Source organism: Atlanticothrix silvestris CENA357 (assembly GCF_016056295.1).
GTDB lineage: Bacteria > Cyanobacteriota > Cyanobacteriia > Cyanobacteriales > Nostocaceae > Atlanticothrix > Atlanticothrix silvestris.
This window is the reverse complement of the sequence record NZ_JAECZB010000100.1, coordinates 1-16,502: the sequence shown is the minus strand read 5'-3', so window position 1 is coordinate 16,502 and position 16,502 is coordinate 1. Positions and strand designations below refer to the sequence as shown.

The window sequence follows — 16,502 nt, the reverse complement described above, 5'->3', positions numbered from 1 at the left end:
CTGTTCTACTATAGAAAGCAACTCTTTTACAGTTGTATTTAAAGCATTTATTTTTGATTGAAACTTCTTACGTGCAAGTATTTCTTCAACATCTGCAAGGATAGCCTCAGATGTATAAATGGTGATTTTATTTGCTGCTGCTAAATCGAAAATTCGACCTGGAACACTACGCCAAAGTAAACCAGAAACCCAAACATTAACATCTAAGACAACTCTCATTTTTTAGAGTGTCGTTCCCGTCGCATTTCTTTGACCATCTCACTAATTTCTTGAAGAGTAGGTTCATCGGCATCTACTCCTAAAGTTTCAATTGCATTTAACAGTCTTTTGGTGGAGGATATAAAAGCGGCGCTTGGGAGATGGTATTTTTATTCATCAGTTTCAGGTATTACTTCTTCTACTGTCGCTTCATTCTCAGAAATGTCAATGGCTTGTAGAACCTGTTTAACTATTTTTGGGTGCAATATTTTTCCTGAATGAAAAGGAATCACTACTCTCACTTCTTCTCAAAAATAAATCCTGTGACTTCCTTTACTTCTCATTTGAATAAAGCCTGCATCTAATAAAAGTTTTTCCGCTTCTGTTGCAGTCAAACGTGGCAGCTTAGGCAACTTTTAACTCCAAGGTTATTGTGAATGTTTCCTTGTTCTGAAGTGCCTGTTTTTCTGAATTTGACAAGGTTTCTATATAAAGCTCAACTGCTTCTTTGATATTTGCCTGTACTTCTTCTAGGGAATCACCTTGAGATTGACAACCAGGAAGTTCAGGACAATAAGCATAATATCCATATTCATCTTTTTCGATCACAATGCTAACTTTATACGACATATCAAAGTTACCTTGACTCGTTCAATAACTATTATCGCCTCTCATCCCCACCTCTCGTTAGGAAGCGTGAGAACGAAAAAATAAGAGTTTACCGATGAATTCGTTACAAAAACAGAAACCACAGCCGCATTTACCGACCGCACCCATAAAATCATTATTCTAACAATTCAAAATGTAAAATTGAAAGTTAAACGATCGCACTCAGGCAGCAATATTATAATCACCAAACAAGGCAAAAGTAATTTTAGAGATTTTATGGCGATCGCTAGTAATTATGACATGTGTTCATAATTTTTATATTTGAGTCTAATTCGATTTTATCCTTTTATTTATGGCATTTAGCCACCACCATCTCTAACATGGCTTTGCTAGAACGCTATCGCGGTAATTTACAACAAGCCCAAACACATATTCAAGCAGCTATCGAAATCATTGAAGATTTACGCACCAAAATAGCTGACAAGGAACTACGCGCCTCTTACTTTGCCTGAGTCCAACACTACTACAAGTTCTACACCGACTTGCTGATGCAATTGCACAAAAAAGACCCATCAATAAGGATACGATGCATTGGCACTGCAAGTTAGCGATCGCTCCCGCGCCCGTGGTCTAATTGAACTATTAACCGAAGCAAATATAGATATCAAAAAAGGCATTGACCCAAAACTCTTAGCAGAAGAACGCCGTTTGCAATGGCAAATCAATGCTCAAGAAAAATTATTATCAGCACTAGCAAGTAAAAAAGAAACCCCAGAACAACTTTTAACTAACACCAAACAAAAAATTCAAGACTTACTCAAACAACAGCGAGAACTTGAAGTTAAAATCCGCGCCAATAACCCAGAATATGCCGATTTGATATATCCCCAACCTCTAACCCTCAAACAAATTCAACAACAACTAGATAAAGACACACTGCTATTGCAATATTCTTTGGGTGAAGAACGTAGCTATCTTTGGGCTGTCACACCCGACTCTCTCCATAGCTATGAACTCCCAGGACGTGAAAAGATAGACAAAGCTGCCAAGAATTTATACAACAATTATTTAAAAAATCCGGGAATGCTGGGAGTTTCCCCAGAAGAAACGGCGAAAGCTGCTAATGAACTGAGTCAACTTATCCTCGCACCTGTAGCTGATAAATTGGGGCAAAAACGTCTAGTAATTGTTGGTGATGAAGCTTTACAATACATTCCCTTTGCGGCATTAACTACATCAACCAAATCGCCGGATGGGTATGAAAATCTAACTGCTGGTGAAAGTATGACTGCTGGCGTTCACTTACAATGCAGTATCCTCCGCCGCCAGGAGAATTTGTTGTACCACAACTGCGACACTAATCAGGGTGCTTCTGGCGGTGCAATTATCAGTAATATAAATGGCAAGTATTATGTTTTAGCTCTCCACTCTGGCTCAAACGAGGTGAATGGATTGCTGTTGAACCGTGCGGTAGAAATGTCTCGTTTGGATGAATGGTTGCAAGGAAATTAATGACTTTAGTCCTTACTACAAACCTATAGTTTTGAACCAGACGTGATATCAATGAGAAACTAACTGTGCGTTTAATGCTTTGGTAATGCGATCGCCAGTAAATTCTAAGTGGGCTAGTGTATAAATATCAAGTTGCTCACCAAATTGTTTGAGCTTGATATCAATGGCTTTTTGTAGTTGGCGCAATTCATACCAAGCCAGTGTATGACCATCTTCAGGTGCATCAGTAGTACCCAATACTATCTCTAGCAAAATATTGAGATGTTCTCGTTGCAATGAACGGCGGATGCTAGAAATTGGCTGCGGTTCTTCTGGAGTTAAAACTTCTGTCCAGATGCCTTTTTGTAGAGTGTCAAATAGTTCTGGTATGGGTAACGCTTCTCCAGGCAGGGTTTTTAATTCTATATCCTGTAAATGATTAAGACGATCGCTGTCTAATAGCGATCGCAATACTTTACTTTGAAATTTGAGAATGCGATCGTGAATGGGATAATCAAGTCGGTTATTGGATATAGGGCTACCCCAATGTTGCCAGCGTGACGGTGCTAACTGATTCAATAATTGCGGTGAAAAACTGAAAGCATCCTCAGCAAATACATACTCTTGCAACTTTGCTAATGCCTGACGTTGTTTGAACAGTGAAACTGGTACAAATGCCCAGGCAATATCATCACTAGCATGAAGACGTTGGAACGATTGCCCACCAATATATTTAGAGAGTAAGGTGGCATTACGAAAATAATAATTAAGTACTTTATTGAATAAGACGCGCAAATTACTATAGCTTTCTCCTGGCGATAGATAATGCTTGTCAAGACGCTGCCACATCACACGGGCGTTATCCATTTGCCATTGGGAATAAAGTAATACATCGCTACTCATATCCCAAACATTTGCCAGGGGATTGATATCCCAGATATCTTCGTCAGTTGCATAAGATAATTCTGGTTGAGGCGATGCTAAAGCAATCTGCTGCAAAAAACTTTTTTCTGCTTCTGGAATTATTGGCTTTAGTGCTTGAGAAGGGCTGATTTTATAACCATACTCAATTGCCCATTCGTCATAAGGGCCAACTACACTGGGGAAATAATCACCTTGCTCTACTCCCTGCGGCGCTATATTTACGGGTAGATAGTCCATCACCGAACCCGCTAAACCTTTGGTGTGAGTGATTTCAGTCTGATTTAATTCTTGGGGAGCTAACATGGTGCTACCGTGAAAATTATGGCGCAAACCAAGAGTGTGTCCGACTTCGTGGGCAATCAGAGAACGCAAATATTGATGCACATACTCTTTCATCGCGGCACTATTCGGTGTAGTGTTGCGTAAAAGTGACAACGCCAAAGCCCCCATAGCTGCTTGGTTTGAAGATTCCACGCCATAGCAAAGTTCAGCAGAAGATACAACTCTTGCATTCTGCTGTTGACAAGGATTTTTGCTCAGTGATGAATTTGCTGACATCAGTGCCTGATATTCTTGCTGAATGGAGCGCACCATACTGGCATCTACAATAATGTCTGCATCTAATATTTCCCCAGTGAATGGATTAACCCGTGTCGGGCCTCTGGCAAAACCTGCATCTAGAGAATTAAACCAGCGAATAGTGTTGTAGCGTACATCTGCTGGTTGCCAATCAGCATCATCTGGCATTTGTCGCACTTCAATGGCATTTTGAAACCCAGCTTTGGCAAATGCTTTGTTCCACATCAAAACACCTTCACGAATTGCGTCGCGGTATAACAGTGGTACAGCATTTTCAATCCAAAACACAATCGGTTTTTTAGGTGGAGACAAAGGTGCATTGGGGTCTAATGGTTCTAGATGCCAGCGATTGATGTAACGTACAAATGGCTCTTGAACGTTATTGTCAGAGAAATCTTGAAAGGCAGTAATAAAATATCCCACTCTATCATCGGCAAGTCTGGGAATATAATCGTTGTTTTCTGGAAGCTGGGAAAAACTGTAGTGAACTTTTAAAGTCAGCGCCCTGCTATCAGGTAAGGTAATTAAATCTGCTCCTTCTGGTGAAGAAAAACCATAAATTGCATCGATTTCTACGTTCTTGGGAAAGCTTTGGCGATCGCCAAAATATGATTTGCTGGTTTCTAAGTGGTAATCAGCTTGCAAAGAGTATTTCAATAGGGGAGTTAACCCAGCAAAATCTTGCATTAGCAGATCATCCAGGTTAATGAGAATATTTTGACTACGCGGATCAATACTGTCTATTGCCAGTGAATAAAGAACTGAGTCGCTAAATGAACGAGCAAGCGATCGCTGTTCTGGTTCACTTGATTCTGTACGGAATTTAACATTACGAGCAACAAAGTGCAAATTATTGTTGACTCGCTGGAAATAAAACAGAAAATCAGCAAGAGGTAATCCACTATAAATCCCACTTTCCCCAATGCCCGATTCCATCGTCACTGTAGCGAGATAGTTTTTATTTAGCTGCTCTGGCTTTAATGCTAAGTAAATTGTGCCTAAATCATCATCAGAATAAAGTGTAAAAAGCCCCTCTAATTTATTTGCAACCTTAGCTATCTCACGAAATCGCCAAAAATCTTCCTTTCTAATCTCCCCATAATTATTGCCAGCACTGGCTAAAGTTTCAACTACCGGCAGTACGTCTAATTGCTGGACATAAGGATTTGAAAGTTGGTCAGCTTCTACGTACTTTGGCGTTAGCAACAAACTATACAAAAATAAAGCACAGATTGCTAGTTTTGTGATCCAGTGTCTCATCCTTTCGTTTTTTACCTGAAGCAGTTCGCACGTCAAAAAAGATATAAATTAATGCGTTATTTGCAAGCGCTCAATATTTCTTTAATACTTAAGACTTGCACCCTGTATAAATCCCCCTCAGCCAGATAAACAGTTGTTTGATCAATGAGGAAAAAAAGACATAGCCTCTAGTCAACACCTCTTTAATTTTTCCCAGAGCATCTTCGGGGTTTTTCATTTATAAAATAAAATTCATCAAAGGGCAATATCTATTTCTTAAGATAGATGCCAAGTAGTACCTAAGATACATGTTTTTCTGTAATATATCTGCAACAGAAGTTACAAAATGTATTTAATACTACACTTAAAGTTAGCAACGAAGTTATTTAAATAACTATATTCCCAAGGACTAATCTCGGCTTTGACCAGTTCGTTCTTGTAACCTTGCTCACAAGCATCCATCACCAAAAGGTTTGTAGTTAGGACTTTAGTCCTCTCTTCTCTACCAGACGCTGCGCCCTAAGTATAGCTATGCCAAGGCTTTACGAGACGCTACACGATAAGTGCAGCTTATTTTACAAAGGTACTTGCTTGGATTAAGTATTGATTTCAGCAGATTTGAACCAATTCTGTTATTCAGGCAAAAATATGAGTTTTTATATGAGGTTTTGTATGAGGTTTTTAGAAATTTTAAGGTTTCGTAAACGACAATTTTAGTTTAATGTTTTAGTGAAATAAATAATATTTATAGTTTTAAAATAAAATTTGTGATTTTTAAATTTAAATTTTTTAATAAATTGTTTTTTATAATGTTGATTATAAAACTAACAGGCAATGTTTAACAAAAGATTATCTTTGAAATATTTTAGTTATCTTCCCGCTAAATTTTCTTTGCGAACCATTCTGATTGTTCCCTTTATTCTACAAATTTTGGCTGTGGTGGGTTTAACAGGTTATCTCGCATTCAAAAATGGACAGCAAGCCGTCAACGAGGTTGCAGCACAGCTACTGAGTGAAATTAGCCGACGTGTTGAACAGAATCTACAAACTTTTCTGGAAATGCCCCATCAAATTAATCAAAATAATTCTAATGCCATTAAACTTGGTCAATTAGATGTACAAAAATTTGCCATTTTAGAACGTCATCTCTTTGAACAATTACAAGTATTTCATCAAGTAAGTTTAATTGGGTTTGCAAATACAAATAACGAGTTTATTTCAGCCGAAAAGTTTCCCCCGGATGACTTGATGACAATCAGAGCATCTGGTAAATCAACTAAGTATAATTTACGGACTTATACTACTAATTTTCAAGGCGATCGCACAGAAATAAAAGATTTCGGCAAACCTTACACTCCTCAAAGACGTGATTGGTATAACAAACCGATAAAAGAAAAAAAACAAATTTGGAGTGAAATTTATCCTCATAATTCTGGCGTTGCTCTATATATTGGTGCTAGTCAACCTGTTTATGATCAACAGGGAAATTTACAAGGAATTTTATTATCAAATTTAAATCTATCAAAAATTGGCGCTTTTTTGAATAGGTTAAAAATTGGTGAAACAGATATAAGTTATATCATTGAACGTTCATCAGAAAGATTAGTTGCAACCTCAACTAATGAAAAGCCTTTTCGCTCAAATCGATTGCAGACACAACTGGCAGAAAATAAAATCAAGCCATTTTTTGCTATAGATAGTAGTAATAAAATTACAAAAGCTGTTTCTCAAAAATTACAAAAAAAATTTGGTAATTTAAAATCAATTGAAACTGAACAACAATTAGATTTTAAAATAGACAGTAAGCGGCACTTTATTCAAGTATTACCTTTTGCAGATCATCGAGGAATTGATTGGTTAATTGTAGTAGTAGTCCCAGAAGATCACTTCATGGCAAAAATAAATGCTAATACCCGCGCCACTATTTTGCTATGTATTGTTGCCTTGATAGTGGCTGTAGTTATTGGTATTCTAATTTTACACTGGATAACCGAACCAGTTTTGATATTAAAAAAATCAGCCTTAGCACTTGCTCAAGGCGAATGGGAAAAAAGAATAGAAATAAAGCGTTCCGATGAATTGGGAGAACTTGCCAAATCATTTAATAGTATGGCAGATCAGCTCCAAGCAAAATTTGTGGAAATGCAGGATTTAAACAAAGCTTTATCGCAGAATGAAACTCGCCTAAAACAATTTCTTGACGCTATACCTGTGAGTGTTTCGATAAATGATCCTAGCGGACAAACCTACTACACGAATCGAGCTTCACAACAGTTAGTAAATGTAGAGATATTACCATTTGTAGAAAATGAACAAATGGCAAAATATTATCAAATATATCTAGCTGGAACTGACCAGCTATATCCTACTGATAAACTGCCAACTTTGTATTCTTTTGCAGGTGAAACTGTCCATATTGATAATATTGAGTTTCGCCACCCGAATAAAACTATCCCTGTAGAAGTTTTAAGCACGCCAATTTTTGACGAATCAGGGAAAGTAATATATGCGCTCACCGTTTGTATTGATGTTACCGAACGCAAAAAAGCAGAGAAAATCCTAGCTGATTATAATTCGATTTTAGAGCGACAGGTTGCTGAACGTACCCTAGAATTGCAACGAGAAATTGTTGAACGCAAGCAGGCAGAAATAGCACTTTTAGAAAGCGAAACACGATTTCGACTATTGGCAGAGGCAACATTTGAAGCAATCACTATTACCGAACGAGGCATCCTTTTATACAGTAACCAAACTTGTGCTGAGATGTTTGGTTATGAGCTTTCTGAGTTAGTTGGTATGTGTGTCATGGATTTTACTGCTCCTGAATGTCGGGAACAGGTCACGCAGAAGATGCTCTCAGGGTATGAAGGGATTTATGAAACCGTTTGTCTTCGCAAGGATGGAACCACTTTTCCCGCGGAGGTCAGAGCCAGAGTCATGTCATATCGTGGGCGTATCATCAGAATGGCCGCAATACAAGATATCACTAGTCGCAAACAAGCTGAACAAGCAACCGTATTGGCAGAACGCAACCGCTTGGCGCAAGAAATTCACGATACTTTAGCCCAAGCCTTCGCTGTTGTTATTGTCCACCTAGACACCGCCTCACGAAAATTAACGACAGATATAGAAGTGGCACAGACATTAATCAAAGCAGGGCGCGATTTAGCTCACTCTGGGCTGACTGAAGCACGCTGTTCTATCAAAGCACTTCGCTCTCAATTATTAGAGGATGGCGACATTTTTAATGCTCTCAATCGCTTTGCAACGCAGATATTTTCTCCTACCAATACACATATTGTCTGCCAAGTAATAGGCGAGATATACCCCCTGTCTCCAGATATTGAAAACAACCTACTCCGCATTGGACAAGAAGCATTAACGAATGCCTTCAAGTATGCCCAAGCAGGGGAAATTCAAATAAAACTGGCGTATCAAGAAAGTCAGTGCAGCTTACGAATTAAAGATGATGGACAAGGGTTTGATATGAGCAGTGTATCTATTATCAACAGCTTTGGTCTTTTAGTTATGAGCGAACGGGCTGAACGCATCGGCGCAAAACTAACAATTCAAAGTTCGCCAGGACAGGGAACGGAGGTGGTAGCGATTATCAAAATAAGTCTATGAAAGGAACTAGAGGCTAGGGGCTAGGGTGGTGTATTTTATCTATAAAAAAAACGCTGTAATCCGTAATTTGTATTTTGTAATTGGTAGTTGGTAATTAGTAAGAGATTATTTATAAGGGAAACCTAATATTTACTTTATAAATAAGCTCTCATTGGTAATTCCTCATTAATACACACAAATAGAGACTTACTAAGAGCTAATTATAAGCTTTTACGTTGCTTTTCAAATAATACATACTTGGACTATTTTGTATGAGCCAATCCAATGCCATTCGTATCTTGATTGCTGACGATCATCCGATTTTAGGACAAGCTTTAACAATGTTTCTCCAATGTGAACCAGACATGAACGTAGTCGGCCATGCTGGCGATGGGCGAGAAGCATTAGAATTTTTTTGCCAACATCAGCCCGACGTAGCGTTGATGGATTTGCGAATGCCTAAAATGGAAGGTGTTGATGCGATCGCAGCTATCTGTGCTAAATTTAAACGCGCCCGAATCATTGTATTGACTACCTTTGATGGCGATGAAGATATCTATCGGGGATTACGGGCGGGTGCAAAAGGTTATCTCCTCAAGGGGGCTGAACCGGACGAACTATTGGATGCGATTCGTACTGTTCATAAAGGCCAAAGGTACATTCCGCCCAGTATAGCAGCCAAATTAGCCGAACGGATGGCTAGTGAAGAATTGAGCGATCGCGAGTTAGAAGTGTTGCGCCTAATCGCCAAGGGTAAGAATAACCAGCAGATTAGCAACGTCCTTAATATTGCTGAGAGTACCGTCAGGTTCCATGCTAATAATATTTTCGGCAAATTGAATGTTAGCGATCGCACTCAAGCCCTAGTCACCGCGCTGAATCGTGGGATTGTTAGGTTGTAATTTGCATATTATCTATCGACCTCACATTTTGATAGGTTTAAAACCCAACATTTAGCTAGTGACAATGTTGGGCTTATTTTCTAGGCTTGGTGTATTCACTTAGTTTTGATTTGCATAGATTTGAGAAGGGCGATCAAAATACTTGGATGGGGTGGCGATCGTAACTATAGTTGAGAGGCTGAATGAATACTATGAAAAATGAAATTAGCCAAGAACTCCAAAATATTAAAGATAAGTTAAAACCTCCTAGCATTGCTATTCTGGGGAGATGTGGCGCTGGTAAAAGTAGTTTGATTAAGGCTATTTTTGGTTTAGATGATAGTCAAATCGGAACTGGCGCTGGTTTTCCCCAAACGCAATATTATAAAAAATATCCATATCCGGATGATGAAAGTACTCCAATTATCTTATACGACTCTCCTGGATATGAAGCAGATAGGACTAGTGAATTTTTACAAGATACAACAATATTTTTGAAAGAAAAAAGTTTAACCAATCCTGATTATATAGATGAAAAAATCCATTTAATTTGGTATTTAATTAATGCTGGTTCAGCTAGAATTGAATATTTTGATAAAAGTGTGATTGAGACAGTTGGTGTGTTAGGTATTCCTGTAATAATAGTATTGAGCCAGTGTGATAGAGCTAAACCAAAAGAAATTGCAGCACTCAAGGCGGCGATTAACGAATTAAAACTACCTAATGCTTTCAAAATTCTAGAAGTATCAGCTGATCCAAACGATGGAAAACCTTTTGGTTTAAAAGAACTTGTTAATGATTCCATAGAAATGATTCCTTCAATCTACTCTGAAGCATTTATTGTTTCTCAAACAGTAAATATTAAAGCTAAAAAGAAAGTAGCTTGGAAGATGGTAGCAGCCGCAGCAACCGCCTGTTTTGGTTCTGCTTACGTACCTATTCCTGGAAGTAGTCCTGCTAGTGTTCTGATATCACAAACAGGTCTTCTAGCAGCAATTTCAGAAGTCTATAATCTTCGCAAATATATGGATGTTAAAGCATCTTTAGCTACTTTTACCACGAGTACTTTGTTGGCTGTAATAGGTACTAGTATAATTGATTTTGTCTCTACAGCACTAGTTGTTATTTTTCCTCCTTTGTTTATAGCTATTGAAACTATATCAGCTACAGTCGCAGCCTCATATATAGTTGTCGTGGGTTTAGCTTTAATATCAACGTTTGAAAAAATGTCAATAAATTATATTCAATCAAAAGATAATATAGAAGGAATAAAAGATTTTTTTGAAAAATCTTTCAAAGAGAATATGAAACAATTTTCAAGCATTAATATTAAAAAACAGTCTGATATAAATGACATAAAAAATAAATATATTGATCAGGAAGTTTGAATCGGAGAAATCTATAATTTTGTTAATATTTTGGAGGCACAAGTGGTTTTGCAAAGAAAAGCTAATAAATTGATAAAATCAATAGTTGTTTACAATAAAAATCAACAGGATGGATTTACAATTAATCAATTATTGATAGGTCTTATTGCTATAGGAATTTTAGCAGGAATTGCTATAATACAAGTGTGGCCAAAAGGGCAAAATCCTGAGATTATAAAGAATGCTGCTACTCAAAATTTGATTACTTTTTCAAAACAAGCAGAATTGGAAGCAGGTGAATGTGCTAATCAAGACTCTGATAATAATGCATATGTTGACTGCACTGCTAAGGATAAAAAGACACAATTACTCTCTCTTGAATGTGCTTATGATAAAAGAGGCAAAAGCTGCAAAATTAAATAATGTTTTAATTTTTAAGGCGATCGTATCTAATACTTTACTACGAGCGATCGTACTTCTGTTGATAGCTTTAAAACAGGCGATCGCACCCCAAATTAATTATATTCTCGTAAAGGCGATCGCACCTTGATATTCATACTCTCATAAAGGCGATCGCACCTCAACTTTTTCATGTATTTAACGAGGGAGAATATCATTTAAGCGAAGTTGCAAGCCAGGAAAAAGCAACGAATTAATTGCTTGATTAAGCCTATATTGTTGTTGAATATAAGTGTCTTCAACTAGTTGACAAACAGTGAAGGTTGGTTGTTTCGGTTTACCAATAAATGCGACTCCACCTAATCCTCGATAATCTACAATCCAATATTCAGGAATGCCTAAAAGTGCATACTCTTCAACTTTGCGAGCATAATCAGTTTCCCAATTGGTGCTAACGACTTCCACCACCAGTTTAATTGAGCGTCCCATTGCAATTACGGGTTCTCGCTCCCAAAGAGGTTCACGGTCAAGAACGGTTTCATCGAGAACCACAACATCGCTTTTCATTTTTTGACTAGAAGCTTACAATCCTCTTAATCTTGCATTCCTGCATACAACAATCTGACAAACAGGCGAGCCCCATCATCTACTTTAAGAGTTAAATAAGAAGGAGCCGCCCTATTACCAATCGCACGTAAGTCTGATAACAACTCTGGATGAAATTGGCAAGTAAAAGAACGCCGAATTTTTTTTGTTTCAAAGTCTTTATAGTTGATGCAAGTAGCTGAACATTCTGTCACTATTTCTCCATCAACTGCTGTAGAACATAAAATCTCTACAGAGTCAGGTAATTGTATTAGCCATGATAAAGGGCTGCTGGCTATAATGTGTCGATAAGGAACAATCGCATCATGAATACTACGATAAGCCCAGTTAGCAAACAGTATTGCCTCTTCATTAACCTCATCTGAGTGAAACATTGAGGTTGATACTTCACGCTCATACTGAATTGTTGTGTCAATTACACCTTCATGGGCATCTGATGTTACATCATGAGCATGAATCAATTCCCAAGGAATTTCTACAACTTTACCATCAGGCGACTGGTAAGGTAACAATACGCGTTCGCCAACTTCTTTTGACTCATTACGTGTCACGGCAAAATGCTCATCATTCCAGTCACCAGCAACTATTCGTCCATCACGCTTTTTGACTTGAAGTGTTTTACCCATCGTTGCAATACGTTCTGCAACCTCTTGTAGCGATCTGAATGCTTTATCCTCACTATCACGTTCTATAAATGTTGTAGCTAAAACTTGTTTAACTGCTCGTTGAATCAGCCGTATATGGCATTGTGCAGCCAGCTGATGTCCTACACAAATAAAGATAGCAGGAGCGCTAGTAGGCGAGCGCGAGAGCAATAATTTTTCCACTAACGCAAACATATCTTCTCGTGGGCAAACTGGGCTTGTCCAGGTCGAGGCATCATAAACTGATGGGTCGCCTCCTTCCACCACTACCGCATAACTAGAGCTAATTACCCCAGCGACTAATTCCGGGTCTATAGTTCCCGTTGACCAAACAGGAAACAGTATTGAGTCCATATCAGCCACTTTTTGAGCAATATAAGCTACATTTAGGGAAGCGCGAACTTGTTCGCCAAGAGTATTGATGCCTACGTGTGACCACGGCTCAATAATAATTATCGATTTGCGTAATAAATTAGGATGCAGCAGCAAAAACTCAAAATCTGCTCGTGAATTAATCACTTTTTCTAATGGCTTTCCATATCCCCATTCAAAAATGCCATCAGGGGCAAAAAGTTCTTTTTCACAAAGCGGATTAACAGATGTTCTGTCTACGAGGAAACGACCTAGCAGAATATGTGCAGATTCAAAATCTGTATAGCCCTGGTGCAAGTAACCAGAAGTTAACCGCCAAGAAGCTGTAGTTGTTTGATTTTGATGATAATTACTTAACTGAGTCATGATTTTAATTAATACTAGTTTAGCGTCAAGCTTAAGGATAGCTACCGAGATGTAACGGCTAAACCAATAAACGTACCTAAAGGTATTTCAGCAATTGGAGTTGTAACACCAGTAGATAGATTAATACTGTAAAGAACTGAACCAGACAGTGCATAGCCAGTATTGTTACCTTGTGCATCTGTGAAGATATCGAATCCATTTATAGGTGCAAAGTTAACACCAAGATTGCCGATTGTTCTAAGAGTGCCATCATTGGGTGGGTTTTGCAGTACTAATACATCAAGATCATAGTCAATGCCAAAAAGCTGAGTTGTCGTTGCTCCAGCAACGGAATTGATGTAAGCTGCTGAGGTAATATTCGCGTCAACCCCAGCGTTGAGATCATCACTAGCATAAGCTAAGGGTTGGTCAACACTCACTACACCAGTATCTACATTGGTACGGAAATTTTGGTCATTGCTACCTAGTATGCGTAAGCGGTCTGGTACGGGATTAAAGTCAAACCCTGATTGAAAACCACCATTAAAGCTACTAGATAGCTTGCTCACAAACTTAGCCTGACCAGTTATGGGGTTAATTGTGTATATATTATCACTATCTGTGACACCGTAAAGCAGACCGTTTGCTGGACGAAAATCAATACCCTGTAAGTTGCCGTCAATTCCTTTGACTTTAATTGCTTTAGCAAATCCACTAGGATCTATATTGACAAGAGTATTATTTGAGGTTAAGCCAATGAATCTTAAACCAGACCATTTACCTGTAACATTAATTTGAAGAATATCGGCAAGTTTTGTGATTTTAACATCTGCTAAAATCTTGTCAGCATTCAAGCTCAGACTGGCAGTAACTACAGCAATTGCAAGAGCGATTTTACTTACGAGCAAACTTTTCATTCTACATTCCAAAAGCATTTAGGCTTTTTTAATATTTCAAACTAGTGATGAAAATACAAGGACAGTTAAGACAGTTAAGACAGTTACGCAAACATTTAAATAATCTTTATTTAACAATATTAATTGCTTCATAATAAATTTACAGATCTTGCTTATTATGACAGCACTAAAATTTGAGCTAAGTAAATTCCTCATCCAATTTGTGGCTTATTTTATATTCAAATATCCCTTAAATAGAATCTAAAGTATTTCAACTTGCTACTCATTCCACCTAACCAGCACCCCATCCACACACGCAACTCCCCACTGTGGAAACTTCGCTCTTCTGTTTCTTGATCACAATCTGCAAAGCGGGATCATCGTTCCAGCATTCCACAAGAAACTCAAATCCTGGATTCTCCTTCAACACTTCCGCCAGCTTCAGTTTCTGCATCCGCCCTGGTCGAGCCTTCGATCGTGCTGCGATCGCCCAACTGTACGCTGAATCTCTGCGTCGAGTTGAAAATATGGAAAGGTATTTCTTTCAACAATTAAACTATAAAAAAGTGAAAATAACTGCTTGGGAGGCGCATTAAGTGTGTGGTTCTGGGAAAAAGACTCAGTTGAGTACGAGATATTCAAGAAATACGAACGAGCGTTAGTAGCCATTGGTATCAACGTTTCCCTAGATGGAGTTCAAACAGCCCTTGAAGGCTGCACATCTGGGTTAGAAGATGCTTTTAGAAGCACGATTGACTATGTGCTGTGGTTGCATAAAAATGAGAAGCAGGTTTTCCCAAACGCCATTTTAATTCGGGCATTGCAAGAACAGTGGAAACCTATGGCGTGGCAAGATGAATATCTTGAGTTACCAATGTTGGAATCACCAGGACAAAAGTGGTGGAATGCAGCAGCCAAAATGTGGGGTTACGATGTACGCAACCAACTCGTCGCTGATGTATTTTACAGTGACGGTACAGAGTTTATCAAGTTCACCAACGGAAAGGAAATAACGGTAGAGACAGCATGGCGTTGGGAGTTTGGGAGAGTGCTAGAATATGCCAGCAGTTGAAAGTTTTCAAGGAAGGATTACTTAACGGTTGCCGCAGCTGTGTACTACTTCAATCCCACCAATAACAAACAACGACTGCATCACGAGGGTGTTGAATATCATTACTTTCTAATTGAGTTCTCAGTTGACGCTTCAGCCGAAAACTATACTCCTCGTTCGTGCCATCAGTTACTTCTACCGAATCAGCGCGCCACTTTTTACCTAAATCTAAAAGCTGAGATACCTTTGTATCTTGGTTTTCGGTCAGGATGTAGAGTGTATCGGCAGGATAAGCGACAAAATGGATGATACTAGTTTCAGGCATGGGACGATAGTTAGCCATTGCCAAGAGTGTATCAATTACGCCACCAAAGCTTAGACCGTTTTCATCTGGTGCAAAGATTGGTTTCGTAAACAGAAAACTTGCCCACAAATCTGTATGCTGTGAAAGGTCAATGATCACTTGTTTGCCATTAAATTGATTGAATTGACGCTGCCAAACCAATGCTGCAAAGAGTTCTTGAGGAGAATAGGATTGAGCAATAGCCTGGATTTTGTTTAAATCAAGCATAGTTATTTATCAGTTAAAATATGTGTTTAAGAGTAATGCTCAAGTAAAAAGTTTATGACCACAGCAGTCAAGAAACTTACCCTTGAAGAGTACCTTGCCTATGATAATGGCACGGATACCAAGTATGAACTTGTGGATGGAGAGTTGGTTGAAATGCCACCAGAAAGCGATAGAAATAACTTAATTTCTCTCTATCTACTATCGCAGTTTCTCAAGTTTATCCCGATTCAACTTATCCGCCATAAAGATACAGAACTTGTGGTCATAGGCAACCGAACTCGTGTGCGACTGCCAGATTTGATGATATTGACACAAGAGTTGTTCGAGGCGATCGCCGGCAGACGCGCAACCATCACCCCAGATATGCCTTCCCCAGCAATGGTCGTTGAGGTTGTGTCCCCAGGAAAGGTGAATGAGGATAGAGACTACCGCTACAAGCGTTCTGAATATGCAGCACGGGGTATCCCTGAATACTGGATTATTGATGCTTACAAAGCCCGAATAACCCTGCTAATTCTTGTAGATGGACTATATGAAGAATCTGTGTTTCAGGGGACAGAGCCAATCAAATCAGTGATTTTTCCTGTGCTGGATTTGACCGCTACCCAAGTATTAACGGCTGGACAGGTCTAAGTGCAACATTGCAAATGTGCATTAATGCAAAAATGCAGTAATATATTTTTCTTTTCTAGGTGTTTTAGCCTGGTGATTACTGTGTAACAGG

The 16,502-nt window shown here is 38.6% G+C and carries 15 protein-coding genes and 1 pseudogene; 9 read left to right on the top strand and 7 right to left on the bottom strand.

The annotated features are described in order from the left end of the window. Window positions 1-219: putative toxin-antitoxin system toxin component, PIN family (locus I8751_RS26700; protein WP_214442110.1), on the bottom strand; the 219-nt coding region annotated here is incomplete at its 3' end. A 384-nt stretch (window positions 220-603) separates the two neighbouring features. Next, a complete protein-coding gene (locus I8751_RS26695) occupies window positions 604-828 on the bottom strand; it encodes a type II toxin-antitoxin system HicB family antitoxin (protein WP_214441230.1) in 225 nt (74 codons plus the stop codon). 359 nt (window positions 829-1,187) lie between these two features. Between I8751_RS26695 and I8751_RS30140 the strand changes: the two genes are divergently transcribed. Together I8751_RS30140 and I8751_RS26690 are read left to right on the top strand one after the other, a co-directional pair. Continuing rightward, window positions 1,188-1,319 (top strand): hypothetical protein, encoded by a 132-nt coding sequence (locus tag I8751_RS30140; RefSeq protein WP_263973535.1) that lies wholly within the window; start codon window positions 1,188-1,190, stop codon window positions 1,317-1,319. Window positions 1,320-1,398: 79 nt separating this feature from the next. Next, window positions 1,399-2,319: a CHAT domain-containing protein gene (locus tag I8751_RS26690; RefSeq protein WP_214442109.1), complete on the top strand. Its 921-nt coding sequence runs from the start codon at window positions 1,399-1,401 to the stop codon at window positions 2,317-2,319. A 48-nt stretch (window positions 2,320-2,367) separates the two neighbouring features. On the opposite strand, the gene I8751_RS26685 is transcribed toward I8751_RS26690, so the two are convergent. Further along, the gene (locus I8751_RS26685; RefSeq protein ID WP_214442108.1) at window positions 2,368-5,061 is read right to left on the bottom strand and encodes a zinc-dependent metalloprotease; all 2,694 of its coding nucleotides are present in this window, start codon (window positions 5,059-5,061) and stop codon (window positions 2,368-2,370) included. 813 nt (window positions 5,062-5,874) lie between these two features. On the opposite strand from I8751_RS26685, the gene I8751_RS26680 reads away from it, so the two are divergent. The 5 genes from I8751_RS26680 (at window position 5,875) to I8751_RS26660 (ending at window position 11,444) form a co-directional block, all read left to right on the top strand. Next, a complete protein-coding gene (locus tag I8751_RS26680) occupies window positions 5,875-8,667 on the top strand; it encodes a PAS domain S-box protein (RefSeq protein ID WP_214442107.1) in 2,793 nt (930 codons plus the stop codon). Between the two features lie 251 nt (window positions 8,668-8,918). Next, window positions 8,919-9,548, top strand: coding sequence for a response regulator (locus tag I8751_RS26675; RefSeq protein ID WP_214442106.1), 630 nt, complete (start codon window positions 8,919-8,921; stop codon window positions 9,546-9,548). Between the two features lie 191 nt (window positions 9,549-9,739). Beyond that, window positions 9,740-10,915: a GTPase family protein gene (locus tag I8751_RS26670; protein ID WP_214442105.1), complete on the top strand. Its 1,176-nt coding sequence runs from the start codon at window positions 9,740-9,742 to the stop codon at window positions 10,913-10,915. A gap of 42 nt (window positions 10,916-10,957) precedes the next feature. After that, window positions 10,958-11,317 carry a hypothetical protein gene (locus tag I8751_RS26665; RefSeq protein WP_214442104.1) on the top strand — a complete coding sequence of 120 codons (360 nt, stop codon included), beginning with the start codon at window positions 10,958-10,960 and terminating at the stop codon, window positions 11,315-11,317. Further along, window positions 11,283-11,444 (top strand): hypothetical protein, encoded by a 162-nt coding sequence (locus I8751_RS26660; RefSeq protein WP_214442103.1) that lies wholly within the window; start codon window positions 11,283-11,285, stop codon window positions 11,442-11,444. The genes I8751_RS26665 and I8751_RS26660 overlap by 35 nt, the downstream gene beginning before the upstream one ends. Before the next feature lie 47 nt (window positions 11,445-11,491). Here the strand turns inward: I8751_RS26660 and I8751_RS26655 are convergent. The 3 genes and pseudogenes from I8751_RS26655 to I8751_RS26645 all read right to left on the bottom strand — a co-directional run. Then, window positions 11,492-11,857 (bottom strand): annotated as a pseudogene (locus tag I8751_RS26655) (Uma2 family endonuclease); the annotation flags it as partial. Window positions 11,858-11,886: 29 nt separating this feature from the next. Further along, window positions 11,887-13,281, bottom strand: coding sequence for a hypothetical protein (locus I8751_RS26650; RefSeq protein ID WP_214442102.1), 1,395 nt, complete (start codon window positions 13,279-13,281; stop codon window positions 11,887-11,889). A 41-nt stretch (window positions 13,282-13,322) separates the two neighbouring features. Further along, window positions 13,323-14,177, bottom strand: a complete 855-nt coding sequence (locus tag I8751_RS26645) for a DUF4394 domain-containing protein (RefSeq protein WP_225894440.1) — start codon at window positions 14,175-14,177, stop codon at window positions 13,323-13,325. A 577-nt stretch (window positions 14,178-14,754) separates the two neighbouring features. Between I8751_RS26645 and I8751_RS26640 the strand changes: the two genes are divergently transcribed. After that, window positions 14,755-15,228, top strand: coding sequence for a hypothetical protein (locus tag I8751_RS26640; RefSeq protein WP_214442111.1), 474 nt, complete (start codon window positions 14,755-14,757; stop codon window positions 15,226-15,228). Window positions 15,229-15,277: 49 nt separating this feature from the next. Here I8751_RS26640 and I8751_RS26635 read toward each other — a convergent pair whose 3' ends face one another. Then, window positions 15,278-15,778, bottom strand: a complete 501-nt coding sequence (locus I8751_RS26635) for a hypothetical protein (protein ID WP_214442100.1) — start codon at window positions 15,776-15,778, stop codon at window positions 15,278-15,280. Between the two features lie 54 nt (window positions 15,779-15,832). Between I8751_RS26635 and I8751_RS26630 the strand changes: the two genes are divergently transcribed. Beyond that, a complete protein-coding gene (locus tag I8751_RS26630) occupies window positions 15,833-16,411 on the top strand; it encodes a Uma2 family endonuclease (protein ID WP_214442099.1) in 579 nt (192 codons plus the stop codon). Window positions 16,412-16,502 lie beyond the last annotated feature (91 nt).